Raw genomic sequence first — 26,747 nt, 5'->3', positions numbered from 1 at the left:
TCCGCACCCCGTGGCCGCCCCGCTGAGAGCGTTCCTCAATCAGGTCGGCGTCACACGCCGGAGGATACTTCGGCCTTCGCCTCGCTGCCGTCGCCGGGCCCGGCCTCGCGGCGGTTCCTCACCACCGAGGAGCCGAAGGACAGCGCGATCAGCACCACACCGATGAGACCGGTGATGACCTCGCTGATCTCGTACTTGATGGTGATGAGCAGGATGACGGCGAGCGCGCCGATCGCGTAGTGCGCGCCGTGCTCCAGGTAGACGTAGTCGTCGAGGGTGCCCTTGCGGACCAGGAAGACCGTCAGCGACCGGATGTACATCGCGCCGATGCCCAGACCCAGCGCCATCTCGAAGATGTCGTTGGTGATGGCGAACGCGCCGATCACGCCGTCGAAGGAGAACGACGCGTCGATGACCTCCAGATAGAGGAAGAGGAAGAACGCGGCCTTGCCGGCCAGGCCCACGACCGCGCCGTTGCCCTTCTTCGCGGGCGCCGCCGCCTCCTCGTCGTCCTCGTCCTCGTCCTCCAGCTTGTCCTCGAAGTACCCGGAGATACCGCCGACGACGAGGTAGGTGATCAGGCCGCCGACACCGGCGAGCAGGACCGTGGCGGTCTTGTCACCGCCGCCGTGCGCGACATCGGTGGCGACCGTCATGGCGGTGACCAGCAGGGCGACCAGCGCGACGATGACGGAGAGGGTGTCCAGCTTGCCGAGGCGGGCCATCGGCTTCTCGATCCAGGCGAGCCACTTGTGGTCGCGGTCCTCGAAAAGGAAGTCGAGGAAGATCATCAGGAGGAAAACGCCGCCGAAGGCCGCGATGGCCGGATGGGCGGCGGTGACCAGCTCCTGGTAATGGGCCTTGTCATTGATGGCGAGATTGACCGCCTCGATGGGCCCGAGCTTCGCGGTGACCGCCACGATGATGACCGGGAACACCAGTCGCATACCGAAGACCGCGACCAGAATGCCGACCGTCAGGAAGATCTTCTGCCAGAAGGCGTTCATCTTGCGGAGAATGCCCGCGTTGATGACCGCGTTGTCGAACGAGAGCGAGATCTCCAGGATGGAGAGGATCCCGACGACCGCGAGCCCCTGCCACCCCCAGAGCACGCCGGCCAAGGCGAGGCCGACCACCGTGACGGCGAACGACCAGCCAAAGGTTTTCAGGAGCACTGCTTACCCATTTCCCTAGCTCTGCGGGCCCCCCGCCAACAGCGTGGCGCCTTTACGAAACGTTGACCCCGAAGTCTAGAGCGATGCCCCGCAGACCCGACGCGTACCCCTGTCCCACCGCCCTGAACTTCCATTCGCCGTTGTAGCGGTAAACCTCGCCGAAGATCATCGCCGTTTCGGACGAGGCGTCCTCACTCAGGTCGTACCGCGCGAGTTCACTGCCGTCCGCCTGATTGACGATCCGGATGAAAGCGTTGCTGACCTGGCCGAAGCTCTGGCCGCGCAGATCCGCCTCATGGATCGAGACCGGAAAGACGATCTTGTCGACCTGGGCCGGGACGCCGGTGAGGTCGACCAGGACCGACTCGTCGTCGCCCTCGCCCTCACCGGTGAGGTTGTCGCCGGTGTGCTCGACGGACCCCTCCGGGCTCTTGAGGTTGTTGTAGAAGACGAAGTACTCGTCGCCCAGCACCCGGCCCGAGGCGCACAGCAGCGCACTGGCGTCGAGGTCGAAGGGGGCGCCGGTGGTGGATCGGGCGTCCCAGCCGAGACCGACCATGATCTGCGTGAGATTCGGCGCGGCCTTGGACAGGGAGACGTTGCCCCCCTTGGCGAGCGTGACGCTCATGGTGTTCGGTTCCTCCCCGGTGACGTGACGGGCGGCGGCGCACCGTGGGCCACGGCCCCTTTACACGCGTGCGGCGCCGCACCCCCTCGCGGGGCATACGGCGCCGCACGTGGTCGAGCGGTGTCGCGGGCCGCGCGCCACGGAGGCGCGGACCCGCGAGCGGTCAGACGTTGACGCCGAAGTCCTGCGCGATGCCGCGCAGCCCGGAGGCGTATCCCTGGCCGATGGCGCGGAACTTCCACTCCGCGCCGTTGCGGTACAGCTCGCCGAAGACCATGGCGGTCTCGGTCGAGGCGTCCTCGCTGAGGTCGTAGCGCGCCAGCTCGTTGCCGTCGGCCTGGTTGACGACGCGGATGTACGCGTTGCGGACCTGGCCGAAGCTCTGCTGGCGGGTCTCGGCGTCGTAGATCGACACCGGGAAGACGATCTTCGCGACATCGGCGGGGACACCGGCGAGGTTGACCTTGATGGCCTCGTCGTCGCCCTCGCCCTCACCGGTGGTGTTGTCGCCGGTGTGCTCGACCGAACCGTCCGGGCTCTTCAGGTTGTTGAAGAACACGAAGTTCTGGTCGTTGGCCACCTTGCCCTGGTCATTCGTCAGCAGGGCACTGGCGTCCAGATCGAAGTCGGTACCGGTGGTGGTACGCGCGTCCCAGCCCAGGCCGACGAGCACGGCGGTGAGATTGGGGGCTTCCTTCGTCAGCGAGACGTTGCCGCCCTTGCTGAGGCTGACTCCCACGAGTCCTCCCTAGATTCGAGGGGTACGTCAAGATTTTTCGCGCCCCCATCGTGCATGGCATCGGATCAACGAATCGATCCTAGTGACCGGTTCCCGCCGATCGCAGATATCACCGGCGAATGTCGGCTGCGGCGGGAACCGGCGCCATCAGGGCGGCCGCTCAGAGGGCGTCGAGCGCCTTGACGTACTCGTTCAGGTCACGGGCGTCGGGCAGGCCGTTGACGACCGACCAGCGGACCACGCCCTCCTTGTCGATGACGAAGGTGCCGCGCACCGCGCAGCCCTTCTCCTCGTCGAAGACGCCGTACGCGCGCGACGCCTCACCGTGCGGCCAGAAGTCCGACAGCAGCGGGTACTCCAGGCCCTCCTGCTCGGCGAAGACGCGCAGCGAGAACGGGGAGTCGTTGGAGACGGCCAGCAACTGCACGTCGTCGTTGACGAACTTGGGCAGCTCGTCGCGGAGCGCGCACAGCTCGCCCGTGCAGACGCCGGTGAAGGCGAAGGGGTAGAAGAGGAGAACGACGGCCTTCTCACCACGGAACTGGGAGAGCGTGACCAGCTCGCCGTGCTGATTCTTCAGCTCGAACTCCGGAGCCTTCGCGCCGACCTCGATCGCCATGGGTGCATCCCTTCGCTCACGTTCAACAGATATCGGCCCAACCCTACGCGCCCGCCCGGGCCCGCCGGAGGCCGTCCCCGGACAACGCCGAGCCCCCTCCGGAACGGGTCCGGAGGGGGCTCGGGTGCGGCTGGCGGAGCGGTGGCTCAGCGCTTGCCGGCCTTCGGCGAGACCAGCCGGCTGCCCGACCAGTCCTTGCCCGCGCTGATGCTCTTGGTCTGGGAGAGACCCGCGGTCTGCGCGGCCTCGTTGATGTCGCTCGGCTCGATGTAGCCCTCACGCCCGGTCTTGGGCGTCAGGAGCCACACAACGCCGCCCTCGTCGATCAGGCCGATGGCATCCACCAGCGCGTCCGTGAGGTCGCCGTCGTCATCCCGGAACCACAGCACGACGGCATCCGCCACGTCGTCGTAGTCCTCGTCGACGAGGTCCTGGCCGATAACGGCCTCAATACCTTCGCGGAGATCGTGGTCGGCGTCGTCGTCGAAGCCGATCTCCTGGACCACCTGTCCGGGCTCGAACCCCAGCCTGGTGGCAAGGTTGGTCCGCTCCTCCGCGTGGTCCGCGGTCGCGCTCACGGATTGCCTCCTGTCATGTTTCGGAAATGCTCTGGAACGCTCCGCGCGTGCGCGGAGCATTGGGCGTAGTCCACACGGGCGGGACGGATCGCGCAAGTACCCGGCCACGGAGACCGCCTAAACGGTGACGATTGGCAGCGTCTCGCCGCAACTGCGACCCCATCCGGACAGGCCGAAGTGATGTACCTCACGACGATCTGCCAGGTTTGCGGTGTGGACAGCCACGGCGATCCCTCTCACGGGGTTCTACCCGGCCTTCGGACGCCCATGCGGATTCCGTACCTCAGTACGTCACCCTCTGTCGACATGGGCGTATGGTTGCGATTTGGCCGACCTGTCACGGCGGCCCGCGCCTCCATCGGCTTCCCGCCTGGGGTTACCCCTCGGTAGAGATGACGTATCCCGATGCCTCGGTACACGATGGAAGGCGGCGCGACCACCGAAAGACAGCACAGAGAGACACCATCCGACCGCGTGCGCAGCAGCTAACGCGTGCAGGGCACGACATGAACCGAACGCAAAGGAACAGCGTGGCTTCCGGATCCGATCGAAACCCGATCATCATTGGCGGCCTTCCCAGCCAGGTCCCGGACTTCGATCCCGAAGAGACCCAGGAATGGCTCGACTCGCTCGACGCAGCCGTCGATGAGCGAGGCCGGGAACGAGCTCGCTACCTCATGCTTCGACTGATCGAGCGTGCCCGCGAGAAGCGCGTGGCCGTGCCCGAGATGCGCAGCACGGACTACGTCAACACCATCGCCACCAAGGACGAGCCGTTCTTCCCCGGCAACGAGGAGATCGAGCGCAAGGTCCTCAACGCGACCCGGTGGAACGCGGCCGTCATGGTCTCCCGGGCGCAGCGCCCCGGTATCGGCGTCGGTGGTCACATCGCCACGTTCGCCTCCTCCGCCTCCCTGTACGACGTGGGCTTCAACCACTTCTTCCGGGGCAAGGACGACGGCAAGGGCGGCGACCAGATCTTCTTCCAGGGCCACGCCTCCCCCGGTGTGTACGCCCGCGCCTACCTGCTCGACCGGCTCTCCAACGCGCAGCTCGACGCGTTCCGCCAGGAGAAGTCGAAGGCTCCCGACGGGCTGTCCAGCTACCCGCACCCGCGGCTGATGCCGGACTTCTGGGAGTTCCCGACCGTCTCGATGGGCCTCGGTCCGCTCGGCGCGATCTACCAGGCGCGGATGAACCGCTACATGGAGGCGCGCGGCATCGCCGACACCTCCGACAGCCACGTCTGGGCCTTCCTCGGCGACGGCGAGATGGACGAGCCGGAGTCGCTGGGCCAGCTCTCCATCGCCGCGCGCGAGGGGCTGGACAACCTCACCTTCGTCGTCAACTGCAACCTCCAGCGCCTGGACGGCCCGGTCCGCGGCAACGGCAAGATCATGCAGGAGCTGGAGTCGCAGTTCCGCGGCGCCGGCTGGAACGTCATCAAGCTGGTCTGGGACCGTAGCTGGGACCCGCTGCTGGCGCAGGACCGCGACGGCATCCTGGTCAACAAGCTCAACACCACGCCCGACGGTCAGTTCCAGACGTACGCCACCGAGACCGGCGCGTACATCCGTGAGCACTTCTTCGGCGGCGACCACCGGCTGCGCGCCATGGTCGAGAACATGACCGACGACCAGATCCTGCACCTGGGCCGCGGCGGTCACGACCACAAGAAGATCTACGCGGCGTACGCGGCGGCCAAGGCGCACAAGGGCCAGCCGACGGTGATCCTCGCGCAGACCGTCAAGGGCTGGACGCTCGGCCCGAACTTCGAGGGCCGCAACGCGACCCACCAGATGAAGAAGCTGACGGTCGCGGACCTCAAGGGCTTCCGCGACCGGCTGCGGCTGCCGATCCCGGACAAGGATCTGGAGGACGGCCTGCCGCCGTACTACCACCCGGGCCGTGACTCCGAAGAGATCCAGTACATGCACGACCGCCGCAAGGCGCTGGGCGGCTACGTGCCGACCCGTGTCGTGCGCGCCAAGCCGCTGCCGCTGCCGGACGACAAGGCGTACGCGGGTGCCAAGAAGGGCTCCGGTCAGCAGAAGATCGCCACGACCATGGCGTTCGTCCGCGTGCTGAAGGACCTCATGCGGGACAAGGAGATCGGCAAGCGCTTCGTGCCGATCGCGCCCGACGAGTACCGCACCTTCGGCATGGACGCGTTCTTCCCGTCGGCGAAGATCTACAACCCGCTGGGCCAGATCTACGAGTCGGTCGACCGCGAACTGCTGCTGGCCTACAAGGAGTCGCCGACCGGCCAGATGCTGCACGACGGCATCACCGAGGCCGGCTGCACCGCCTCGCTGATCGCCGCGGGCTCCGCCTACGCCACGCACGGCGAGCCGCTGATCCCGGTCTACGTCTTCTACTCGATGTTCGGTTTCCAGCGGACCGGTGACCAGTTCTGGCAGATGGCCGACCAGCTCGCGCGCGGCTTCGTGCTGGGTGCGACCGCCGGCCGGACGACGCTGACCGGTGAGGGCCTCCAGCACGCCGACGGCCACTCCCAGCTCCTGGCCTCGACCAACCCGGCGTGTGTCGCCTACGACCCGGCGTACGGGTACGAGATCGCGCACATCGTCAAGGACGGTCTGCGCCGGATGTACGGCGAGAACTCCGAGGACGTCTTCTACTACCTGACCGTCTACAACGAGCCGATCCAGCACCCGGCCGAGCCCGCCGACGTGGACGTCGAGGGCATCCTCAAGGGTCTGCACCGGGTCAAGGCCGGGGAGAAGGGCGAGCACGCGGCCCAGATCCTCGCCTCGGGTGTCGCGGTGCCGTGGGCCGAGGAGGCCCAGCGGATCCTCGCCGAGGAGTGGAACGTCAAGGCGGACGTCTGGTCGGCGACCTCCTGGAACGAGCTGCGCCGCGAGGCCGTCGAGGTCGAGCGCCACAACCTGCTCCACCCCGAGGAGGAGCAGCAGGTCCCGTACATCACCCGCAAGCTGGCGGACGCGCCCGGCCCGAAGGTCGCGGTGTCGGACTGGATGCGTGCGGTGCCGGACCAGATCGCGCGCTGGGTGCCCGGTGCGTACCAGTCGCTGGGCGCCGACGGCTTCGGCTTCGCGGACACCCGTGGCGCCGCCCGCCGCTTCTTCCACATCGACGCGCAGTCGATCGTGCTCGGTGTGCTGACCGAGCTGGCGAAGGAGGGCAAGGTCGACCGCTCGCTGCTGAAGCAGGCCATCGACCGCTACGAGCTGCTGGACGTCACGGCCGCCGACGCCGGGGAGGCGGGCGGCGACGCCTGAGCCACCGCACGGTGCCTGCCGCGCCCCCGACCGGTCCGCCGGTCGGGGGCGCGGCCCTTTCCGGGGCCGGACGCCGCCGGGTCAGCTCTCCCAGATCTTCACGGCGCGGAAGCCGTACGGCGAGCTGGGCACCCAGCTACCGCCGCCCGGGTAGGTGTCGAACTCGCCGGTCTCGGCGCATTCGGCGCTCTGGTACGTGGTGACCGGGCGGCCGGTGCGGTTGGCGAGCGAGGCGGCCGTGGTGCCCTTGGGCAGCGGGATACAACTGTCGATGTCGGTGCCGGCCAGCTCGAAGGTCTGCCGCTTCCCTCCGAAATCGGCCTTCGGCCAGACGCAGAGCTGGCCCTTGGCGCAGTCGCCGGAGGCGGCGCCCCTGGCGCCGGGCGCCGCGTGGGCGGCCGGTGCGGCGAGGACGGCGGGCGCGACGAGTGTGGCGGCCAGCGCGGCGAGGCCGGTGACGAGCGCGGTGCTGCGGTACGTACGCATATGGAATCTCCCCCGTGAATACGGCGATGGGTGTGCCGCCGGCCGGTTGCCCGCGGCGGGTTCACTGCCGAGCTTCGGCGGCGGCCGGGGCGGCTGCCAAGGCCCTGGCGGCAGCACCACCCGGTGGGGCGATGTGGACGGAGAGTAGGGCTCGGGGCCAAGCATCTGTGGCGTCGGGTTGACGCCTCGACAGCGGCGGCGGGGCGGCGCGGAAACCGTTCCTCCCGGCCGTACCAAGGGGTCCGCGAGCCGACCGCGCGTACGGCGCCGCGGCGGGTTCCCGTGCGGGGCTCACCTGAAGGAGTGAAATGGGGTGGCGGCCGGGGCCGGACGGGGCAAGGCATCGCGGGTGGCGGGACGGAAGGGCGCGTACGGCGGGGAGTTGACGCGCGGGGCGGGGCGAGGGGCGCGGATGACGGCCCCGGCGGCGCCGGTTCCGCGCGGCGGAGCGGACACGGGGCCGGACAGCGCGACGGCGCGCGGCCGAACCGGAGTTGACCGGTGCCGCCGCGCGCCGTCGGGGGTGCGGGTTGCTCAGATGTGGCCGACGCCCGCGCCCGCCTCCGCGTTCTCACCGCGCTTGGTGAACAGCGCGACCACGGCGGCGACGACCGCCACGCCGCAGGCCACGGTGAAGGCGAGGCCCATGCCGGAGATGAAGGTGTCGTGGGCGACGGCGACGATCTTCTGGCCGATCACCGGCGGGGTGTGCGGCGGCACCGGCGCGAAACCGGCCGAGACCGCGTCGGAAGCCTGGGCCAACTGCTTCGAGTCGACCGGCGGCAGGCCCGCTGCCTTCCAGTTGCCCGGCAGGTCGCTCTCCACGCGGGACGCCATGACCGCGCCCAGGACGGCCGTACCGAGGCTGCCGCCGACCTGCATCGCGGCCTGCTGGAGACCGCCCGCCACACCGGACAGCTCCAGCGGGGCGTTGCCGACGATGACCTCGGTGGCGCCGACCATGACCGGGGCCAGACCCAGACCGAGCAGGGCGAACCAGACCGACATCGCGCCGGTGCCGGTGCCGGTGTCCAGACCGGACATGCCGTACATCGCGACGGCGGTGAGGACCATGCCGCCGACCAGCGGGATACGCGGGCCGAACTTGGTGATCATCGCGCCGGCCAGCGGCGAGCCGACGATCATCATGCCGGTGAGCGGCAGGAGGTGCAGACCGCTGTCGACGGGGCTCATGCCGTGGACGTTCTGGAGGTAGAACGTCACGAAGAACAGCCCGCCCATGAAGGCGAAGGCCATCAGGACCATCAGGACCGTGCCCGCGGTGAGCGGCACGGAGCGGAACATCCGCAGCGGGATCAGCGGTTCGCGGACCTTCGTCTCCAGGAGCGCGAAGAGGGCGAAGAGCACCACCGAACCGATCAGGAAGCCCCAGGTCTGCATCGAACCCCAGCCCCACTCGGACGCCTTGATCAGCGGCCAGATCAGGCAGAACATCGCGCCGGAGAGCAGCGCGATGCCGGGAATGTCGAACGACCGCGGGGCGTTCTCGGCGCGGTGGTCCTTGAGGATCACCAGGCCCAGGACGAGCGCCAGCACGCCCACGGGGACGTTGATGAAGAACACCGACTGCCAACTGACGTGCTCGACGAGCAGACCGCCGACGATCGGGCCACCGGCGGTGGAGGCGCCGATGACCATGCCCCAGATACCGATCGCCATGTTGAGCTTCTCGGCGGGGAAGGTGGCGCGCAGCAGACCGAGCGCCGCGGGCATCAGCAGCGCGCCGAACAGGCCCTGGAGCACGCGGAAGATGACGACGAAGGTGACTTCCTTGGAGAAGCCGATGGCCCCGGAGGCGGCGGCGAAGCCGACGATGCCTATCAGGAACGTCTGGCGGTGGCCGAAGCGGTCACCGAGCTTTCCGGCGGTGATCAGCGCGATGGCCAGCGCGAGCATGTAGCCGTTGGTGATCCACTGGACATCGGCCAGCGAGGCGTTCAGGTCCTGCTTGATGGCCGGGTTGGCGATGGCCACGATCGTGCCGTCGAGGGCGACCATCATGACGCCGATCGCGACGGAGAAGAGAGTCAGCCACGGATGGCCGCGCAAGCCCTTACGGGGCTCCGGTACGGGAAGTTCCGGCGCGCTCTGGGCAACCGGGGTCTGGGAACTCATACTCAGACATTAATGTCAGCCACTGACAGTTGACAAAATAATTCATGAGTCGGTAACTGTCATTTCGCTCACAGCTATGCTGAGCAGCGAGAACACCATCGGAAAGGCGGCGCAGCATGGCCCCGTCGACGCCGCGCGAAGCGGCTCTGTGCGGACTGCGCGCCCGCAAGAAACAACGCACCCGGGACTCCCTCATCCGCGCCGCGCTGGAGCTGTTCACGGCCCGGGGCTACGAGGAGACGACCGTCGACGAGATCGCCGCCGCCGTCGACGTCTCGCAGCGCACCTTCTTCCGCTACTTCAGCAACAAGGAAGAAGTCGTCTTCGCCGTCCAGGAGATGGTCGAGGCGCGGTTCCTGGAGGAGCTGCGCCGCCGGCCCGCCGCCGAGTCCCCGCTGACCGCGCTGCGCAGCTCGGTGGCGGTCGCCTGGGACGACATCGGCGCCGCGATCGAGCCGATCGTCCCGGTGGAGCTGCACATGCGCTCGTACCAGATGATCGAGTCGACGCCCGCGCTGATCGCCGCGCATCTGCGGCGCTCCTGCGAGCTGGAGGAGGAGATCGCCCGGCTGATCGCCCGGCGCGAGGGGCTCGACGCGGACCGGGATCCGCGCCCCCGGGTGCTGGTCGGGGCGTTCAACGGCGTGATGCGCGCCGCCGGGAAGGCGTGGAGCGAGGGCGACGACTTCACCGTGGCGTCGATCCGTGAGCTGACCCACTCCTACCTCGACCACATCCGGCCCGCCCTGGACGACGACTGGCGCGGGCAGGGGTGACGCGCGCCCGGCGCGTACGGTCCGCCCGCGCGCCGGGGAGGTGCGCCGCCGGGCCACCCGGACGGGACGCACCGTCACCCAGCACCGGCGGGGCGTGACGCACCGGTTCCCGATGAGTCCGGCGCCGCACCTCTGAGCAGGGGCGCGCGACCGCGGGTGTCCGCTTTGTTCGAATTACCCACCGCGAAACGTGACATGACTCACCCCTGGGACGGGGGCCCTTCCGCGTCTCCTAGGGTGGCCCGCGGTGACTTCTTTCTCTGGGCTCGGCCCCTCCTTCGGTTCCTTCGGATTCCTGCAGTCCACCGCCTGGCGTGCGGCACTCGCCCTGGCGGTGGTGTTCGTGATGCTCACCCTCACGGGCTGGACCGCGATCAGAGGCCACAAGGAGGACGCAAACCCGCTGGCCACCGCGGAGGCCGGCTGGCGGACCGCCACGTTCCACGGCCGGCAACTGCCCGACCCGGACGCGGCACCGACCCGGCTGAGGGCCTTCTTCGCCTCCCTGGACCGCGCCGGGCGCCGGGAACTCGCCGACCGGTACCCCCTGGTCGTCGGCAACATGAACGGCGCGCCGGTCGAGCTGCGCTACCGGGCCAACCGCACCGCGCTCGACCGGGCCCGCGTGATCGAGGAGCGGCGCTCCCTCGACCACCGCCTCACGCCCGCCGGCCGTCAGGACGCGGGCCGTCTGATGCACCGCTTCGAGTCGATGATGTCCAAGGGCCGCCAGATCCTGGCCTTCGATCCGGCGGGCGGCGGGCGCGCCGCGGAGGTCTTCGGCGACCTCGGCACGGCCCGCCGGGTCTCCGTGATCGTCCCCGGGGTGGACACCAACCTGACGAACTTCGAGCGCACCACCCGCGCCACCAGCGCCCCCGTGGGCATGGCGGACGCGCTCTACGACGCCGAGCGTGCCGTCCGGCCGCGGGCCAGGACCGCCGTGATCGCCTGGGCCGACTACACCGCCCCGGCGGGCCTCGGGGTGGAGGCCGCCACCGGGCAGCTCGCCGCGGCGGGCGCCGTCCGCCTCCAGGAGCTGACCCGGGCGCTGCCCGCCGCCGACACCGTCTCGCTCTTCTGCCACAGCTACGGCTCGGTGGTGTGCGGCCTGGCCGCCCGCGATCTGCCGTCCAACGTGCGGGACATCGCGGTGGCCGGCAGCCCCGGTATGCGCGCGGCCAACAAGGCGGCGCTCGGCACCCACGCCCGGCTCTGGGCCATGCGGGACTCCGACGACTGGATCCAGGACGTGCCGTATCTGGAGGTCGGCGGGCTGGGGCACGGCCCCGACCCGGTCGACCCGGCGTTCGGCAGCCGGCTGCTGTCGGCCGACGGTGCCGAGGGCCACGCCGGGTACTTCACGCCCGGCACGGAGAGCCTGCGCAACTTCGCGAAGGTCGGCGTGGGCGCGCTCACGGACGTGCGCTGCGCGGCCGACGACTCCGGCTGTGACGCCGGGCTCGTCTGATCCGCCGCGGCGGCCGGGAGCAGACGGCCTCAGACGGTACAAGGTGTTCATAAGGGGGACGGGCGGGCAACCGCCGCATACGATGAGCCGCATGGGTGATGTGCTGGCCGGTTTTCACGCCGTCTGGGAGTTCGGAACGGACTCCGTACTCATCCGCTTCGAACGGGGGATCCGCAGGCCGAAGCTGTTCCAGGCGCTCGGCGAGCGGCGCATTCCGTACGAGGCGCTGAGCGCCGTCGAGCTGTCCGAGGGCAGACGCGGCACCGTCGTCCTGCACGCCGTACCGCGGCCGGGCGCCGACCCCCTGATGGAGGCGGCCGACGGACAGCTCAAGGAGGAGGCCGATCCGTACCGTCTGGTGCTGCCCGCCGAGGACGAGGCCCCGGCGGCGCGGTACGCGGAGGTGCTGCGCGGCCGGTTGGGCCCGGACGCCGGGGAGCGCGCCGACCGCCATCTGGTCGCGCCGCCCGAGGGTCCGCTGCATTTCAAGGCGTACGACGGCAAGGCGTCGTTCGACGGGAGCGCGGTGACGTTCCGCTGGTTCTGGACGGGCGCGTCGTCCGCGAAGTGGAAGCGCGGCGACCAGAGCTTCGGCGTCGACGAGTTGAGCGGCGTGGAGTGGCGCTCGCCGGAGCTGGTCACCGGCCATCTGCGGCTCCTGGAGCGCAGCGCTGCGGACACCTCGCCCGGGGAAGCCGACCAGGATCCCGCGGCCGTGGTCTTCGGGCTCGGTTACGGGCCCGTCCACGAGTCGCTGCCGTTCGCCGCGGCGGTGCTGGCCGCGGTGCGGACGGCACAGTCCGGGCAGGACCCGGCGGCGTGCGCGCCGGTGCGCCGGGCCGGGGACACCGGACGGAATCCGGCCGACATCGCCGACCGGATCCGTCAGCTCGGCGAACTGCACGGCGCCGGGCTGCTGACGGACGGCGAGTTCAGCGCGAAGAAAGCCGAACTTCTCGCCGAGTTGTAGCCGCCGCGCATCCGCCCGTGGCCGTACGCGGTATTCCGTGCGGGCCTTCGGTGGCGGCCCGCCGGGCGAACGGCGGTGACCTTGGGTCATACCGTGGTAGGGGGTCGGCTCCGCACTCCGGTATGACGTTCGGGTCATCGGCGGCCGCTTACATTGACTGCGCGATGATCCGAGACCTTTCCCCCTCCTCGACCGGCACCGGCGCGGCGCGCGCACCGGCCCGGGAGCGCCCCCTGCACGTGGTCCGCCGGAGCCTGACCGCGTTCGCCGGGCTGGGCGAACGGCCCGGCACACCGCTGCTCGGCTCGGCCCGGAAGGTCTGGGTCCGCCGCCTCCCGTACGCCTTCGCCGCTCTCCTCACCACGGTGCTGATGCCGGTCGGCGTGCATAACCTGGGGGAGAACTACGGCATGCCCGCCGCCCCGGCCGGCCTTCTGGGAGTGGCGCAGACACTGCCGTTGCTGATCGCGGTGGTCCGGCCGCTGGCGGCATGGTGGGTGATCTTCAGCGCCGACGTGCTCTGCGCGGTGCTGCTCGCCGCCTCCCCGCAGACCCAGCCCTGGCCCTGGCCGCCGGCGGCGATCATGGGCTATCTGGCGCTGATGGTGGTGCTGTCCCAGCGGGAGAGCCGCCGCACCCTGGGCTCGGTCTGGGCGGCGACGGGTGTGGTGGGCATCCTGCTGGAGCCGCTGACACCCCGCGGCAACGACAACACCTGGATGCTGCTCTTCGTCCTGTCCGGCATGGTGCTGCTGGTCGGCGTCATCCTGCGGGAACGCGGCGACGCCCGGCGGAAGTTGCGGGAGCAGGAGACCATCAGCGAGGCGGAACGCTCCCGCCGCACCCTCCTGGAGGAGCGGGCCCGGATCGCGCGCGAACTGCACGACGTGGTCGCCCATCACATGTCGGTGATCACCGTCCAGGCCGACAGCGCGCCGTACCGCATGGAGGGCATACCTCCGCAGGCGCGGGAGGAGTTCGCCGCCATCGCGACGACGGCCCGGGAGTCGCTGGCGGAGATGCGGCGGCTGCTGGGGGTGTTGCGCAGTGCGGAGGCGGAGCGGGACACCGGTCCGGAGAAGGCGCCGCAGCCCGGTCTGGACGAGATTCCCCGGCTGGTCGAGGCCACCATACGGGCCGGTGTGCCAGTCGGCCTGGAGATGGCCGACGGGCCGGTGGCACCGGAGCCGGCGGTGGCCCTCTCGGCCTACCGCATCGTGCAGGAAGCCCTGGCCAACGTGGTGCGGCACGCTCCCGGCGCCCGGACCCTGGTGGCGGTGGTGCCTTCCCCCGACGGCACCACGCTGACGGTGCAGATCTTCAACGGCCCGCCGCCGATCCCGTCCGCCGCCTGGGAGACCTCCGGCACCGGGCACGGCCTGGTGGGGATGCGGGAGCGGGTGCGGCTGGTGGAGGGTTCGCTGACGACCGGGCCCCTGCCGGACGGCGGCTTCCTGGTCACCGCCCGGCTCCCACTGCCGCGACCGCTTCCGACCGACAAGGACGCCAACTCCTCATGACCACACGGGTGATCATCGTCGATGACCAGGCCATGGTGCGGGCGGGCTTCGCCGCGCTGCTCGCCGCGCAGAGCGACATCGACGTGGTGGGCGACGCACCGGACGGCGTCCAGGGCGTCGAGCTGAGCCGCCGGGTGCATCCGGACGTGGTGCTGATGGATGTGCGGATGCCGGAGATGGACGGCCTGGAGGCGGCCCGGCAGTTGCTCGCCCCGCCGCAGGGCGTCACCCACCGCCCGAAGGTGCTGATGCTGACCACCTTCGACGTCGACGACTACGTCTACGAGGCGCTGCGCGCCGGTGCCTCGGGTTTCCTCCTCAAGGACGCCCCGCCCGCCGATCTGATCTCGGCGGTCCGGATCGTCGCCGCGGGCGAGGCCCTGCTCGCTCCGTCCGTGACCCGCCGGCTGATCGCGGATTTCGCACGCCAGGGCCCGGCGCCCCGCAAGGAGAGCACCGCGCTGCAGCTCAACGGCCTCACCCCGCGGGAGACAGAGGTGCTCAAGCTGATCGCCCGCGGTCTCTCCAACCAGGAGATCGCGGACACGCTGATCCTCGCCGAGCAGACCGTGAAGACCCATATCGGGCGCGTACTGGCCAAGTTGGGGCTGCGGGACCGCGCCCAGGCGGTCATCTTCGCGTACGAGTCGGGGCTGGTCACGCCGGGCGCACGCTGAGGCGCCCGGGGTGCGCGCACCGACCGGACGGTGCGCCGTACTGCCTTGCGCGGCCCGGTTCCTGAAGCACCGGCACGTGATCGGTCGCCCCGGCCACGCGGCCGGCCGAGGTGAGCCGCGGCGTCACCGACGAGCAGGGCGGCGCCCGCCGCTCCCCCTGTGTGGGGAGATCTTGTGATACCCGAGGGTGACCCGGAGCCCGACCCCCTACTGCGGTATCACCCGGGAGTTGGCTCCGAGGGTTGACGCCGTCCCGCCTTGCACTTTTCTACGTTTCCTTCGTCGCACCACCCCACGAAGGAGACACCATGTCGCTGCTACGAGCCACCACCCGACGAGGCCGACGCGCGCTGGCCGCCACCGCGCTCGTCGTACTCGTCGCCGGGGGCACGGGCGGCTGGGCCGCGGGCTCCGCCGAGACCGCCGTGACCGGGCCCGCGCCGGGCGTCGCCGCCTGGCGCGCGGACCACTCCGCGGGGGTCCCGCTGCCGGATCCGGCGACGGCCTCCCCGGACGGCGTGGCGCGCTTCTTCGACCGGCTCACCGCGGCCCAGCGGCACATCCTCGCCGTGCGGCACCCTTTGACCGTCGGCAATCTCGACGGCGCCCCCATAGCTCTGAGGTACCAGGCCAACTCCCTCGCGCTGAGGGCCGAGCGGGGCCGTCAGCAGGCGCTGTCGACCGCCCCGGGCGGCACTCTTGAGGACCACCGGGCGGCGCGCCGGGCGGCCGACCGCTATACCGAACTGCTCGCGCCCGGCCGGCAGATCCTCGCCTTCGATCCGCGCGGCCGCGGTCAGATCGCGGAGGTGCACGGCGACTTGGCGGAGGCGGTGCGCACCGCCGTCGTCGTGCCCGGCTCCGACATCGATCTGACCACCTTCGACCGGGCCCGTGATCCGTACGGCACACCGACGGGGATGGCGACGTCGCTGCGCGCCCGGATGGCCGCCGACGCTCCCGGGGTCCGGACGGCCGTGATCGCCTGGACGGGGTACACCACCCCGGTAGGTCTGGGGCCGGACGCCGCGACCGGGCGGCTCGCCGAGGCCGGCGTGCCCCGGCTGGTGCGCTTCCTGTCCGGCCTCGCCGCGGTCGGCGCCCCCTCGCCGACGCTGCTCTGTCACAGCTACGGCTCGGTCGTCTGCGGTCTCGCCGGTCCGGCCCTGGGCCACACCGCGAGAGATCTGATCGTCTTCGGCTCCCCCGGTATGCGCCGTCCCTCGGCCGCGGCGGTGGACGCCTACGCCCGGGTGTGGGCCGCACGGGACGCCACGGACTGGATAGGTGACGTGCCCCACGTCGATGTGCTGGGGCTGGGCCATGGCGAGGACCCCACCGATCCGGCGTTCGGAGCGCGGCGGGTCTCCGCGATACGGGCCGAGGGCCACACCGGCTACCTCGCCCCGGGCACCGACTCCCTGCGCAACTTCGCCGCCATCACACTCGGCCGCTACACGGCCGTCACCTGAAGCGGCCCCTGACCGGGGAGGCCGGGCACCCGCCCCGCCTCACCGGTCCAGGTCCCCGCGTCTCCCCGTTCCCGTCCGTCACTCCCGTCCGGCAGAGGTGAAGGTCATGTCCGTGTACCGGTCGCCCGCGACCTTCCCCGCGATCGGCTCCAGGAGCGCCAGCTCTTCTCCCGTGAGCCGGATGCGCGTGGCGGCGGTGTTCTCCTCGACGCGGGTGCGCCTGCGGGTGCCGGGGATCGGCACCACGGTCAGGCCGTGGACCTCGGCCCGCTGCTGGACCCAGGCCAGCGCGATCTGTCCGGGCGTCGCCCCGTGGGCGGCGGCGAGGGCACGGACGGGCTCCAGCAGTGCGGCGTTGACCGCGGCGTTGTCACCGGTGAAGCGCGGCTGCTGGCGGCGGAAGTCATCCTGGCCCAGTTCCTTCTCCGCGCTGGTGAAGGAGCCGGTCAAAAACCCCCGGCCGAGCGGCGAGTACGGGACGAAGCCCACGCCCAGCTCGGCGGCGGCAGCGACCACGCCGTCCTCCACGTCACGGCTGAAGAGCGACCACTCGGACTGGACGGCGGCTATCGGGTGCACGGCCTGGGCTGCGCGGAGTTCGGTGGTGGTCACCTCGCTGAGCCCCAGGTGCTTGACCTTGCCCTCGGCGACCAACTCGGCCATCGCGCCGACCGTTTCCTCGATCGGGACGGAGGGATCGCGACGGTGCATGTAGTAGAGGTCGATCGTGTCCACGCCGAGGCGCCGCAGACTGCCTTCGACGGCCTGCCGGATGTAGGGGCGGTCGTTGCGGATGACGCGCTTGTGCGGATCGGCGGGGTCCAAGGAGAGCGCGAACTTGGTGGCCAGCACGACCTCGTCGCGGTGGGCGCGGAGGAAGGGCGCGAGGAACTTCTCGTTCTCGCCGTTGCCGTAGAAGTCGGCGGTGTCGTAGAGGGTCACGCCCCGTTCCAGGGCACGTTCCAGGGTCGCCCTCGCCTCGTCGGCGTCGGTCGGGCCGTAGGCGAAGCTCATGCCCATGCAGCCCAGGCCCTGCACACCGACGCGGGGACCGCCGGTGCCCAGTTCCACGGTGTCGATCTTTTCGTCACCCATGGCGGGTCAGCTCCTCTCCGACGCCTGGCGTCGGGCATCGGCGTAGACATCGATCTTGTAATCAAGCACGGCGAGCGTGTCCTGCAACTCCGCGATGCGGTTCCGTACGCCCTCGCGGTGGGCGATGAGCAGCCGTTCCCGCTCGCCGAAGGTCGCGTCGCCGCCCTCGACGAGTCCGGCGAAGCGCACCATGTCGGCGACGGACATACCGGTCAGCCGCAACTTGCCGACCAGCGCCAGCCAGTCCAGATCACGGTTGGTGAAGCGCCTCTGTCCCGTGTGGCTGCGGTCGACGTGCGGCATCAGGCCGATCCGTTCGTACCAGCGCAGGGTGTGGGCGCTGAGCCCGGTATGTGCCGCCACCTCGCTGATCGAGTAGCGGTCCTGGCCGGTCGGGCGCGGGTGGAGCACCTCTTGCGCGCAGCCCCGCGTCACCCACTGCGGGCCGCCGGGCATCCGCTGTACGGACACCGTCCCGCCGCCCGTCACCGTCTCCTCGATCACGGGCTCGCTCTGCGTCACCGTCATGCCGTGTCTCCCCTGTTCGGCTGTCGCCCCCGTCGACGTCACCCAACGCTAAAGAGTTGGAGTGCACTCCAAGCAAGCGTGATCTTGACCGGGATTTGGCAAGCGCCCGATGCGGGGCGGACCGCCCCCGCCGTGTCTGCGCTCCAGCCCCCGGCATGGCCGCTCCTGCCGCACCGAGGCGCGGGCGGCGAAGGCGGTGCCTCCGGCGCGGACCGTTCGGGGCCGCTCGGCCGCTTGCGCAGCACCCGTTGCCCGGCATTCCGAGCGCCGGTCCGGCTCCCCACGGTACGGCCCGTACTCCCACCCACCGCCCGGAACGGCCGATGCACCGCCTCCGCCACGTACGGCGTCGGGTGGCGCCACGCCCACCGCACCCACCACTCCGGGCCCACGACCGCCCATGCCGACCTCAACCGCTCTTTCCCTGCCGCGCTCCCACCCGGACTCACCCCCGCCGTCCCCGTCCCGACCGTTCCGGCCCACCCGGCCGGCCGCTCCAGCCCGGGTGAGCCGTCCACGCCTGGTGGGCGCCCCGCACCGACCGGCCTGCGGGACCGGGGCGGGCGGCCTTTAGGCTCGTCCCATGCAGAGCCTGCGGATGATCGAGAACTGGCCGGTGCCGACCGCTGCCGTCGCCGTCGTACGAGCCGACGGCAGCGTGGCCGGAGCGTACGGGCCCCAGGAGCACCGCTTCCCGCTGGCCTCGGTGACCAAGTTGCTGGCGGCGTACGCCGCGCTGGTGGCGATCGAGGAGGGCGCGGTCGAGCTGGACGAGCCTGCCGGGCCCGAGGGTGCCACGGTGCGCCATCTCCTCGCCCACACCTCCGGCCTCGCCTTCGACGAGCCGCGCACGATGGCCGCTCCGGGCACCCGCCGGATCTACTCCAACGCCGGTTTCGAGGCGCTGGGCGACCACCTCGCCGAGGCCACCGAGATCCCCTTCCCGCAGTATCTGCGGGAGGCGGTACTGGAGCCGCTCGGGATGGGCGCGACGGAGCTGGCCGGCTCCCCCGCCAAGGACGGTGTCTCGACCGTCGCCGACCTGGTCCGCTTCGCCGCCGAGCTTCAGGCTCCGCGGCTGCTCGCGCCCGAGACCGTCGCCGCCGCGACCTCCGTGGTCTTCCCCGGGCTCACCGGCGTACTGCCTGGTTACGGCCACCAGAAGCCGAACGACTGGGGGCTGGGGTTCGAGATCCGCGACGGAAAGTCGCCGCACTGGACCGGCGCTTCGTCGTCGGCGCGGACGTTCGGGCACTTCGGACAGTCGGGGACGTTCCTGTGGGTGGACCCGGAGGCGGGCGATACAGGCGCCGCCTGCGTCGCGCTCACCGACCGTGCCTTCGGCCCCTGGGCCATCGACGCCTGGCCGCCGCTGACCGACGCGGTCCTGGCCGAACTCGGCTCCGCCTGACACCCGGTGGCCGGGCGCGAACAGGCCCCGGCCGCCCACCGCCCGGCCCACCGTCACCCCCGGCGCCCACCGGCCGCCGCGCTGCCACGGCACCGAACCGCCCGACCCACCGCTCCGGCCCTCGACGTCCCGGCACCGGCCACCCCACCGCTCCGCTCCCTGCCGCCCGCCATCAAGCACCACCACGCCTCCGGCCACCCAGCACGCGGCACACCGCCAACCACATCACCACGGCCCCGGCCCCCGCTCCACCACCACCGGCCTTCGACGCCTCGCCCCCGAACGCCCCACCGCTACGGCTCCCCGGCACGCAGCACCGGCGCCGGCACCCAGCACCCACAACGCCACCCCGGCCCGCCCGAACCCCGGCCGGGGCCCAGCACCCCACCGACAGAACCCCAACCCCTCAACCACCGGCCGGGACGCCGGGCCCCGGTCTGCCGCCCGCCCGCAACACCGCCGCCCGAGCGCCCTCCGCCACAGCACCCAGCGCCCCGGCCACACGCCACCGCGGCAAGCGCCCCCCGCCGCGCCCCCCGCCCCCGCCCTCACACGTATCCGGGCTCCGCCCCCATCTCCCAGATCAGGCACTCGGCGGGGGTCTCCGCGCGCAGCCGTGCGCCGTGTTCGTCGATGAGCCGCGCGGCGTCGCCGGGGAGCAACACCGCGTCGCCGAGACGCAGTTCACCGCGGACCACCTGCACATACACCCGTGGTGCGGTCGGGAGCTCGACGCTCTCGCCGGGGGCGGGGCGGCGGAGGTGCAGCGTCGCACCGGCGCGCGGGACGGCGTACGGGGTGTTGTCGGTGAGGCCGCGCACCACGTCGTACGAAGGGGTGCCCCCGAACTCCGTCGGGGCCAGCCACATCTGGACGAAGCGCAGCGGTCCGGCGCCGTCGTTGCGTTCGATGTGCCGGACGCCGCCGGCGGCGGTCAGCCGGGCCAGGTCGCCGGGGCGCACCGTCGTCCCGTGCCCCGTGGAGTCGCGGTGGGTCAGCTCGCCCTCGACGACCCAGGTGACGATCTCCGTGTCGCGGTGCGGATGCTCGTCGAAACCGGCGCCCGGCGCGAGCCGCTCCTCGTTGCAGGCGATCAGTGCGCCGAACCGCAGATTTCCGGGGTCGTAATGGGGGCCGAAGGAGAACGCGTGCAGCGTCTCGATACCGGCTTCCGGATCGCCGCCCCGATAGCGTTCCGCGCCCGCGCGCACCTGAATCATGCAGTCACCGTAGCCCCGCCGCGCCACCCGCCCGCCCCGATAAGGCAGTCTTGTCCCGTGTCTGAACCCGCATCGCGCGCCCCTCATCCGCACCAGGCGACCCTCCGCAGGCTGGAGCAGTCGTCCGGCAAACTCGCCGCGGCAGCCATCGCCCGCATGGACGCGCAGTTGCCGTGGTACCGCGCGATGCCACCGGAGAACCGCTCCTGGATCGGTCTGGTGGCGCAGGCCGGTATCGCCGCGTTCACCGAGTGGTTCCGGCACCCCGAGACACCGCAGGCGATCAGCACCGACGTCTTCGGCACCGCACCGCGCGAGCTGACCCGGGCGATCACACTGCGCCAGACCGTGGAGATGGTCCGGACGACCATCGAGGTCATGGAGTCGGCGATCGACGAGGTCGCGGCCCCCGGTGACGAATCGGTCCTGCGAGAGGCCCTGCTGGTCTACGCCCGCGAGATCGCCTTCGCCACCGCGCAGGTCTACGCCCAGGCCGCCGAGGCCCGCGGCGCGTGGGACGCCCGGCTGGAGTCGCTGGTCGTCAACGCGGTGCTCTCCGGCGAGGCCGACGAGGGCGCCGTCTCCCGGGCGGCGGCCCTGGGCTGGAACTCCCCCGAGCACGTCTGCGTCGTCCTGGGCACCGCGCCCGACGGCGACAGCGAACTGACCGTGGAGGCGATCCGCCGGGCCGCCCGGCACGCCAAGCTCCAGGTGCTGACCGGCGTCCTGGGCAGCCGTCTGGTGGTGATCGCCGGCGGCTCCGACAATCCGCTCAAGGCGGCGAAGGCGCTGATCGGGCCGTACGCGGCGGGCCCGGTGGTGGCCGGTCCGGTCGTCTCCGACCTGCTGGCCGCGACCCGCTCCGCACAGGCGGCCGCCGCCGGTCTGCGGGCCTGCGCCGCCTGGCCCGACGCCCCGCGGCCGGTGCTCGCCGACGATCTGCTGCCGGAGCGCGCGATGGCGTCGGACCCGGTGGCGCGTGACCAACTGGTGGAGGAGATCTACAGGCCGCTGGAGGAGGCGGGCTCCGCGCTCCTGGAGACACTGAGCGTCTATCTGGAGCAGGCGAGCAGCCTGGAGGGCGCGGCGCGGATGCTGTTCGTCCACCCGAACACCGTGCGCTATCGGCTCCGACGCGTGACGGACGTCACCGGATGGTCCCCGTCCGATGTGCGCTCGGCCTTCACCCTGCGTATCGCATTGATCCTGGGGCGCCTGGCTGACGGAGAAGCGCAGCTCTAGACTTTTGTCGGACACCAACAATTACCCCGATGGTTCTTCGTCCCTGTCCCCACGGGCGGGCGGGACCTCCCACAAGAGAGAGTGTGAGGGTGCTCGTACTCGTCGCTCCTGGCCAAGGCGCTCAGACGCCCGGCTTCCTGACCCCCTGGCTCGACCTCCCCGGTGTCGAAGACCGGCTCCGTGAGTGGTCCGCGGCCATCGACCTGGATCTGATCCACTACGGCACGAAGGCCGACGCGGACGAGATCCGTGACACCGCCGTGGCGCAGCCGCTGCTGGTGGCGTCCGCGCTGATCTCCTCCCGGCAGTTGTTCGCCACGCCCGAGGACTTCGCCGCGCGTGTCGGCGCCGCGGCCGGTCACAGCGTCGGTGAGCTGGCGGCCGCCGCGCTGGCCGGCACACTGTCCGACGCCTCCGCGATGACGCTGGTCCGCCGGCGTGGTCTGGCGATGGCTGAGGCCGCCGCCGTCACCGAGACCGGTATGGCGGCGCTGCTCGGCGGCGAGGAGGCCGTCGTCGTCCCGCATCTGGAGAAGCTGGGGCTGACCCCGGCGAACGTCAACGGCGCCGGGCAGATCGTCGCGGCGGGCACCGCCGAGCAGATCGCGGCGCTCGTCGCGGACAAGCCGGAGGGCACCCGGCGGGTCGTCCCGCTGAAGGTGGCCGGCGCGTTCCACACCCACCACATGGCCCCCGCCGTGGCGGCGCTGGAGTCCGCGGTCGGTGAGCTGACCGTCGCCGACCCGCACACCCGCTACGTCTCCAACAAGGACGGTCAGGTCGTGACCGGCGGCGACGAGCTGGTGCGGCGCCTGGTGGGTCAGGTGGCCAACCCGGTGCGCTGGGACCTGTGCATGGAGACGTTCAAGGAGCTGGGCGTCACCGCGCTCATCGAGGCGGCGCCGGGCGGCACACTGGTCGGTCTGGCCAAGCGCGCCCTGCCCGGTGTGCGGACGCTCGCCCTGAAGACCCCCGACGACCTCGACGCGGCCCGTACCCTGATCGCCGAGCACAGCTCTCCGGTCGCCGACCCGTCGGCCGAACAAGGAGACCGAAGCTGATGACCTCGAAGATCAAGCCCGCGAAGGGCGCCCCGTACGCGCGGATCATGGGCGTCGGCGGCTACCGCCCGACCCGTGTGGTGCCCAACGAGGAGATCCTCAAGCACATCGACTCCTCCGACGAGTGGATCCGCTCGCGCTCGGGCATCGCCACCCGGCACTGGGCGGGCCCGGAGGAGACGGTCGCCGTCATGTCCGTCGAGGCGGCCGGGAAGGCCATCGCCGACGCGGGCATCGCGCCGGAGCAGATCGGCGCGGTGGTCGTCTCCACCGTGTCGCACTTCAAGCAGACCCCGGCCATCGCCACGGAGATCGCGCACCTCATCGGCGCGGGCCGTCCGGCGGCCTTCGACATCTCGGCCGGCTGCGCGGGCTTCGGCTACGGCCTGACCCTCGCCAAGGGCATGGTCACCGACGGCTCCGCCGAGTACGTGCTGGTCATCGGCGTGGAGCGACTGTCGGACCTCACCGATCTGGAGGACCGCGCGACGGCCTTCCTGTTCGGTGACGGCGCGGGCGCGGTCATCGTCGGCCCCGCCAAGGAGCCCGCGATCGGCCCGACCATCTGGGGTTCCGAGGGCGACAAAGCCGAAACGATCAAGCAGACCATCCCGTGGGACGCGTACCGCACGACGCCGGTACCCGGCGGCGACGGCCCCGAGGAGCGGACGGCCCCTGAGGCGATCCGCTACCCCGCCATCACGCAGGAGGGCCAGGCGGTCTTCCGGTGGGCGGTGTTCGAGATGGCGAAGGTGGCCCAGCAGGCGCTGGACGCGGCCGGAGTCAGCCCGAGCGACCTGGATGTCTTCATTCCGCACCAGGCGAATATGCGGATCATCGACTCGATGGTGAAGACGCTGAAGCTGCCGGAGAACGTCACGGTCGCCCGTGACGTGGAGACCACCGGCAACACCTCCGCCGCCTCCATCCCGCTCGCCATGGAGCGGCTGTTGGCGACCGGGCAGGCCAAGAGCGGTGACACCGCGCTGGTCATCGGCTTCGGGGCGGGTCTCGTTTACGCGGCTACGGTCGTTACCCTCCCCTAGGCAAGATCTACGCAGCGCCGTCCGTCCCCCGATGTGCCGGCCGCTGTGCCCAGCTTCACCCGTCAGTTATCACTAGAGCACCAAGGAGCGCCATCATGGCCGCCACTCAGGAAGAGATCGTCGCCGGTCTCGCCGAGATCGTGAACGAGATCGCCGGGATCCCCACCGAGGACGTCAAGGTGGACAAGTCCTTCACCGACGACCTGGACGTCGACTCGCTGTCCATGGTCGAGGTCGTCGTCGCCGCTGAGGAGCGCTTCGACGTGAAGATCCCCGACGACGACGTCAAGAACCTCAAGACCGTCGGCGACGCGACCGATTACATCCTCAAGCACCAGAGCTGATCCAGCTCCTGCGCATGTCGCCACCCCGCGGTGGCGCCGTATTCAGACCCCTACCCGTGGAGTAAGAATTCCCGTGAACGCGACCAATCGCACCGTGGTCGTCACCGGTATCGGCGCAACCACACCGCTGGGTGGCGACAGCGCTTCGACCTGGGAGGCGCTGCTCGCCGGCCGGTCCGGTGTGCGTGTCCTGGAAGAAGACTGGGCCACCGACCTCCCGGTCCGTATCGCCGCCCGTGCGGCGGTCGACCCCGGTGAGGTCCTCCCCAAGCCGCAGGCCCGCAAGCTGGACCGCTCGGCGCAGTTCGCGCTGATCGCGGCCCGGGAGGCATGGGCCGACGCCGGTTTCACCGCCAAGGCGGGCGAGGACGCCTCCGTCGACCCCGACCGGCTCGGCACCGTCATCGCCTCCGGCATCGGCGGCGTGACGACCCTGCTCGACCAGTACGACGTGCTGAAGGAGAAGGGCGTACGCCGCGTCTCCCCGCACACCGTGCCGATGCTGATGCCCAACGGCCCGTCCGCCAACGTCGGTCTGGCCGTGAACGCCCGCGCGGGTGTGCACACCCCGGTCAGCGCCTGCGCGTCCGGTTCCGAGGCGATCGGCTACGGCATCGAGATGATCCGTACCGGCCGTGCGGACATCGTCGTCGCGGGCGGCACGGAGGCGGCGATCCACCCGCTGCCGATGGTCGCGTTCGGCAACATGATGGCGATGTCGAAGTCGAACGACGACCCGCAGGGCGCCTCGCGGCCCTTCGACACCGCGCGCAACGGCTTCGTCATGGGTGAGGGCGCCGGCGTCATCGTCCTGGAGTCCGCGGAGCACGCCGCCAAGCGCGGTGCGCGGGTCTACGCCGAGGCCGTCGGCCAGGGCATCTCCGCCGACAGCCACGACATCGTGCAGCCCGAGCCGTCCGGCAACGGCATCGCGCAGGCGCTGCGGCACCTCCTCGACAACAGCGACCTGAAGCCGTCCGAGATCGTGCACGTCAACGCGCACGCGACGTCGACGCCCCAGGGTGACCTCGCCGAACTGAAGGCGCTGCGCAAGGTCTTCGGTGACGACACCGACCACATCGCCATCGCCGCCACGAAGTCGATGACCGGTCACCTGCTGGGTGGCGCCGGCGGCATCGAGTCCGTCGCGTCGATCCTGGCGGTGTACCACCGGACGGCACCGCCGACGATCAACATCGACAATCTCGACCCCGAGGTCGATGTGGACATCATCCGCGGCGAGGCCCGCAAGCTGCCCGCCGAGGGCCGCATCGCCGCGCTGAACGACTCGTTCGGCTTCGGCGGCCACAACGTCGTGCTGGCGTTCCGTACCGTCTGAACCCACCGCTGACGTACGAAGGCCCGCCCGGTCACCACGACCGGGCGGGCCTTCGCGCTGCGCCGCGGGGTCAGGTGCCGAAGGAGGCGTGATAGGCCGCCGCGCCGTCCTCCCCGCCGTGGCCCAGCTCCTCCGCGCGGCGCAGCCGTTCGGCGGCGGCCTCGGCGAGGTCCATACGGACGCCGGCGGCCGCGGCGGCCTCCTTGATCAGCCGGGCGTCCTTACGGGCGGCGGAGACGGTGAAGCTGGGCCGCAGGTCCCCGGAGAGGATCGCCTCGCCCTTGAGCTGCAGATACGGCAGGTCCAGCGGGCCGCCGCCGACCGCGGCGAGGAAGTCGCGCGGGTCGACGCCGAGTCCTTCGGCGAGTGCGATGGCCTCGCCGGCGCCGTTGATGACGGTGAGCACCCAACTGTTGAGGACGAGCTTGAGGCGGCTGGCGTGGCCGTCCGCGCCGTCGTCGCCGACCCAGCGGGTGGTGCGCCCGATGACGTCGAGGACGGCGGCGGCCCGCTCCCGTACCTCGGCCGGTCCGGCGGCCAGGACGGTCAGTTCGCCCTGTTCGGCGGGGGCCTTGGTGCCGAGGACGGGCGCGTCGACGTAGCTCAGGCCGTGGGCGGCGGCGAACGCGGCAAGCGGGGCGATGCCTTCGATGCCGACGGTGCTCATCTGGAGCCAGAGGGTGCCGGGGGCCAGGTGCGGGGCCGCCGCCGACATCGCGTCGAGGACGGCGGGGCCGTCGAGGAGCATGGTGAGGACGGTGTCGGCGCCGTCGACGGCCTCGGCCGCGGTGCCGGTGACGCGGATGCCGTCGGCGGTGAGGGGTTCGGCCCGGGCGCGGGTGCGGTTCCAGGCGCGGACGTCGTATCCGGCACGGGCGAGGTTGCGGGCCATCGCCGTGCCCATGATGCCGGTGCCGAGCACCGCCACCGAGATGTGATCAGCCATGCCCG

At 71.1% G+C, this 26,747-nt stretch carries 24 protein-coding genes; 13 read left to right on the top strand and 11 right to left on the bottom strand.

Going from position 1 to position 26,747, the window contains the following annotated elements; all coding sequences use genetic code 11:
- Positions 1-50: 50 nt before the first annotated feature.
- The 5 genes from ACGH2B_RS20130 to ACGH2B_RS20110 all read right to left on the bottom strand — a co-directional run bounded on the left by ACGH2B_RS20130 (position 51) and on the right by ACGH2B_RS20110 (position 3,739).
- Positions 51-1,175 carry a DUF475 domain-containing protein gene (locus tag ACGH2B_RS20130; protein ID WP_399091470.1) on the bottom strand — a complete coding sequence of 375 codons (1,125 nt, stop codon included), beginning with the start codon at positions 1,173-1,175 and terminating at the stop codon, positions 51-53.
- Between the two features lie 52 nt (positions 1,176-1,227).
- Positions 1,228-1,803 carry a TerD family protein gene (locus ACGH2B_RS20125; protein ID WP_399091467.1) on the bottom strand — a complete coding sequence of 192 codons (576 nt, stop codon included), beginning with the start codon at positions 1,801-1,803 and terminating at the stop codon, positions 1,228-1,230.
- A gap of 163 nt (positions 1,804-1,966) precedes the next feature.
- Positions 1,967-2,542: a TerD family protein gene (locus ACGH2B_RS20120; RefSeq protein WP_399091464.1), complete on the bottom strand. Its 576-nt coding sequence runs from the start codon at positions 2,540-2,542 to the stop codon at positions 1,967-1,969.
- Positions 2,543-2,702: 160 nt separating this feature from the next.
- Positions 2,703-3,161, bottom strand: a complete 459-nt coding sequence (locus ACGH2B_RS20115; protein ID WP_399091461.1) for a peroxiredoxin — start codon at positions 3,159-3,161, stop codon at positions 2,703-2,705.
- Positions 3,162-3,307: 146 nt separating this feature from the next.
- A complete protein-coding gene (locus ACGH2B_RS20110) occupies positions 3,308-3,739 on the bottom strand; it encodes a DUF3052 domain-containing protein (protein ID WP_399091458.1) in 432 nt (143 codons plus the stop codon).
- Positions 3,740-4,269: 530 nt separating this feature from the next.
- On the opposite strand from ACGH2B_RS20110, the gene aceE reads away from it, so the two are divergent.
- Positions 4,270-7,002, top strand: a complete 2,733-nt coding sequence (gene aceE, locus ACGH2B_RS20105) for a pyruvate dehydrogenase (acetyl-transferring), homodimeric type (protein ID WP_399091455.1) — start codon at positions 4,270-4,272, stop codon at positions 7,000-7,002.
- 81 nt (positions 7,003-7,083) lie between these two features.
- On the opposite strand, the gene ACGH2B_RS20100 is transcribed toward aceE, so the two are convergent.
- Both ACGH2B_RS20100 and ACGH2B_RS20095 read right to left on the bottom strand, forming a co-directional pair.
- Positions 7,084-7,488, bottom strand: a complete 405-nt coding sequence (locus ACGH2B_RS20100; protein WP_399091452.1) for a peptidase inhibitor family I36 protein — start codon at positions 7,486-7,488, stop codon at positions 7,084-7,086.
- 534 nt (positions 7,489-8,022) lie between these two features.
- A complete protein-coding gene (locus ACGH2B_RS20095; RefSeq protein WP_399091449.1) occupies positions 8,023-9,624 on the bottom strand; it encodes an MFS transporter in 1,602 nt (533 codons plus the stop codon).
- Positions 9,625-9,740: 116 nt separating this feature from the next.
- Between ACGH2B_RS20095 and ACGH2B_RS20090 the strand changes: the two genes are divergently transcribed.
- The 6 genes from ACGH2B_RS20090 (at position 9,741) to ACGH2B_RS20065 (ending at position 16,510) form a co-directional block, all read left to right on the top strand.
- Positions 9,741-10,400: a TetR family transcriptional regulator gene (locus ACGH2B_RS20090; protein ID WP_399091446.1), complete on the top strand. Its 660-nt coding sequence runs from the start codon at positions 9,741-9,743 to the stop codon at positions 10,398-10,400.
- Between the two features lie 247 nt (positions 10,401-10,647).
- Positions 10,648-11,871: an alpha/beta hydrolase gene (locus ACGH2B_RS20085; RefSeq protein WP_399091443.1), complete on the top strand. Its 1,224-nt coding sequence runs from the start codon at positions 10,648-10,650 to the stop codon at positions 11,869-11,871.
- A 91-nt stretch (positions 11,872-11,962) separates the two neighbouring features.
- Positions 11,963-12,841 carry a DUF4429 domain-containing protein gene (locus ACGH2B_RS20080; RefSeq protein WP_399091440.1) on the top strand — a complete coding sequence of 293 codons (879 nt, stop codon included), beginning with the start codon at positions 11,963-11,965 and terminating at the stop codon, positions 12,839-12,841.
- Positions 12,842-13,005: 164 nt separating this feature from the next.
- Positions 13,006-14,361 (top strand): sensor histidine kinase, encoded by a 1,356-nt coding sequence (locus ACGH2B_RS20075; protein WP_399091437.1) that lies wholly within the window; start codon positions 13,006-13,008, stop codon positions 14,359-14,361.
- A complete protein-coding gene (locus tag ACGH2B_RS20070) occupies positions 14,358-15,038 on the top strand; it encodes a response regulator (protein WP_399091434.1) in 681 nt (226 codons plus the stop codon). The genes ACGH2B_RS20075 and ACGH2B_RS20070 overlap by 4 nt, the downstream gene beginning before the upstream one ends.
- Before the next feature lie 308 nt (positions 15,039-15,346).
- Positions 15,347-16,510 (top strand): alpha/beta hydrolase, encoded by a 1,164-nt coding sequence (locus tag ACGH2B_RS20065; RefSeq protein WP_399091431.1) that lies wholly within the window; start codon positions 15,347-15,349, stop codon positions 16,508-16,510.
- Between the two features lie 78 nt (positions 16,511-16,588).
- On the opposite strand, the gene ACGH2B_RS20060 is transcribed toward ACGH2B_RS20065, so the two are convergent.
- Positions 16,589-17,605, bottom strand: a complete 1,017-nt coding sequence (locus ACGH2B_RS20060) for an aldo/keto reductase (RefSeq protein ID WP_399091428.1) — start codon at positions 17,603-17,605, stop codon at positions 16,589-16,591.
- Positions 17,606-17,611: 6 nt separating this feature from the next.
- Positions 17,612-18,061 carry a MerR family transcriptional regulator gene (locus ACGH2B_RS20055; RefSeq protein ID WP_399097158.1) on the bottom strand — a complete coding sequence of 150 codons (450 nt, stop codon included), beginning with the start codon at positions 18,059-18,061 and terminating at the stop codon, positions 17,612-17,614.
- Positions 18,062-18,716: 655 nt separating this feature from the next.
- Here ACGH2B_RS20055 and ACGH2B_RS20050 point away from each other — a divergent pair.
- Positions 18,717-19,544, top strand: a complete 828-nt coding sequence (locus ACGH2B_RS20050) for a serine hydrolase domain-containing protein (RefSeq protein ID WP_399091425.1) — start codon at positions 18,717-18,719, stop codon at positions 19,542-19,544.
- Between the two features lie 548 nt (positions 19,545-20,092).
- Here ACGH2B_RS20050 and ACGH2B_RS20045 read toward each other — a convergent pair.
- Positions 20,093-20,764 (bottom strand): pirin family protein, encoded by a 672-nt coding sequence (locus tag ACGH2B_RS20045; protein ID WP_399091422.1) that lies wholly within the window; start codon positions 20,762-20,764, stop codon positions 20,093-20,095.
- A 57-nt stretch (positions 20,765-20,821) separates the two neighbouring features.
- Here ACGH2B_RS20045 and ACGH2B_RS20040 point away from each other — a divergent pair, with 57 nt between their 5' ends.
- The 5 genes from ACGH2B_RS20040 (at position 20,822) to ACGH2B_RS20020 (ending at position 25,796) form a co-directional block, all read left to right on the top strand.
- Positions 20,822-22,006 carry a PucR family transcriptional regulator gene (locus ACGH2B_RS20040; protein WP_399091419.1) on the top strand — a complete coding sequence of 395 codons (1,185 nt, stop codon included), beginning with the start codon at positions 20,822-20,824 and terminating at the stop codon, positions 22,004-22,006.
- An 89-nt stretch (positions 22,007-22,095) separates the two neighbouring features.
- The gene (locus ACGH2B_RS20035) at positions 22,096-23,067 is read left to right on the top strand and encodes an ACP S-malonyltransferase (RefSeq protein ID WP_399097155.1); all 972 of its coding nucleotides are present in this window, start codon (positions 22,096-22,098) and stop codon (positions 23,065-23,067) included.
- Entirely contained in the window at positions 23,067-24,113 is a 1,047-nt protein-coding gene (locus ACGH2B_RS20030) for a ketoacyl-ACP synthase III (protein ID WP_399091416.1), read from the top strand. The genes ACGH2B_RS20035 and ACGH2B_RS20030 overlap by 1 nt, the downstream gene beginning before the upstream one ends.
- A gap of 95 nt (positions 24,114-24,208) precedes the next feature.
- Positions 24,209-24,457, top strand: a complete 249-nt coding sequence (locus ACGH2B_RS20025; protein ID WP_033268693.1) for an acyl carrier protein — start codon at positions 24,209-24,211, stop codon at positions 24,455-24,457.
- Between the two features lie 73 nt (positions 24,458-24,530).
- Complete coding sequence (locus tag ACGH2B_RS20020; RefSeq protein ID WP_399091412.1) at positions 24,531-25,796, top strand: beta-ketoacyl-[acyl-carrier-protein] synthase family protein; 1,266 nt, start codon at positions 24,531-24,533, stop codon at positions 25,794-25,796.
- A 70-nt stretch (positions 25,797-25,866) separates the two neighbouring features.
- Here ACGH2B_RS20020 and ACGH2B_RS20015 read toward each other — a convergent pair whose 3' ends face one another.
- Positions 25,867-26,742, bottom strand: a complete 876-nt coding sequence (locus ACGH2B_RS20015) for an NAD(P)-dependent oxidoreductase (RefSeq protein ID WP_399091409.1) — start codon at positions 26,740-26,742, stop codon at positions 25,867-25,869.
- Positions 26,743-26,747 lie beyond the last annotated feature (5 nt).

The organism is Streptomyces sp. BBFR2 (assembly GCF_044497305.1).
Lineage (GTDB): Bacteria > Actinomycetota > Actinomycetes > Streptomycetales > Streptomycetaceae > Streptomyces.
This window is presented reverse-complemented; position numbering and strand designations above follow the sequence as displayed.

Excerpts from the sequence above, each read along its gene's own strand:
- ACGH2B_RS20075 (WP_399091437.1), top strand. The coding sequence starts at position 13,006 with ATGATCCGAGACCTTTCCCCCTCCTCGACCGGCACCGGCGCGGCGCGC.
- ACGH2B_RS20125 (WP_399091467.1), bottom strand. The coding sequence starts at position 1,803 with ATGAGCGTCACGCTCGCCAAGGGGGGCAACGTCTCCCTGTCCAAGGCC.
- ACGH2B_RS20055 (WP_399097158.1), bottom strand. The coding sequence starts at position 18,061 with ATGCCCGGCGGCCCGCAGTGGGTGACGCGGGGCTGCGCGCAAGAGGTG.
- ACGH2B_RS20080 (WP_399091440.1), top strand. The coding sequence starts at position 11,963 with ATGGGTGATGTGCTGGCCGGTTTTCACGCCGTCTGGGAGTTCGGAACG.
- ACGH2B_RS20030 (WP_399091416.1), top strand. The coding sequence starts at position 23,067 with ATGACCTCGAAGATCAAGCCCGCGAAGGGCGCCCCGTACGCGCGGATC.
- ACGH2B_RS20045 (WP_399091422.1), bottom strand. The coding sequence starts at position 20,764 with ATGATTCAGGTGCGCGCGGGCGCGGAACGCTATCGGGGCGGCGATCCG.
- ACGH2B_RS20050 (WP_399091425.1), top strand. The coding sequence starts at position 18,717 with ATGCAGAGCCTGCGGATGATCGAGAACTGGCCGGTGCCGACCGCTGCC.
- ACGH2B_RS20065 (WP_399091431.1), top strand. The coding sequence starts at position 15,347 with ATGTCGCTGCTACGAGCCACCACCCGACGAGGCCGACGCGCGCTGGCC.
- ACGH2B_RS20060 (WP_399091428.1), bottom strand. The coding sequence starts at position 17,605 with ATGGGTGACGAAAAGATCGACACCGTGGAACTGGGCACCGGCGGTCCC.
- ACGH2B_RS20015 (WP_399091409.1), bottom strand. The coding sequence starts at position 26,742 with ATGGCTGATCACATCTCGGTGGCGGTGCTCGGCACCGGCATCATGGGC.
- ACGH2B_RS20025 (WP_033268693.1), top strand. The coding sequence starts at position 24,209 with ATGGCCGCCACTCAGGAAGAGATCGTCGCCGGTCTCGCCGAGATCGTG.
- ACGH2B_RS20095 (WP_399091449.1), bottom strand. The coding sequence starts at position 9,624 with ATGAGTTCCCAGACCCCGGTTGCCCAGAGCGCGCCGGAACTTCCCGTA.
- ACGH2B_RS20115 (WP_399091461.1), bottom strand. The coding sequence starts at position 3,161 with ATGGCGATCGAGGTCGGCGCGAAGGCTCCGGAGTTCGAGCTGAAGAAT.
- ACGH2B_RS20090 (WP_399091446.1), top strand. The coding sequence starts at position 9,741 with ATGGCCCCGTCGACGCCGCGCGAAGCGGCTCTGTGCGGACTGCGCGCC.
- ACGH2B_RS20070 (WP_399091434.1), top strand. The coding sequence starts at position 14,358 with ATGACCACACGGGTGATCATCGTCGATGACCAGGCCATGGTGCGGGCG.
- ACGH2B_RS20100 (WP_399091452.1), bottom strand. The coding sequence starts at position 7,488 with ATGCGTACGTACCGCAGCACCGCGCTCGTCACCGGCCTCGCCGCGCTG.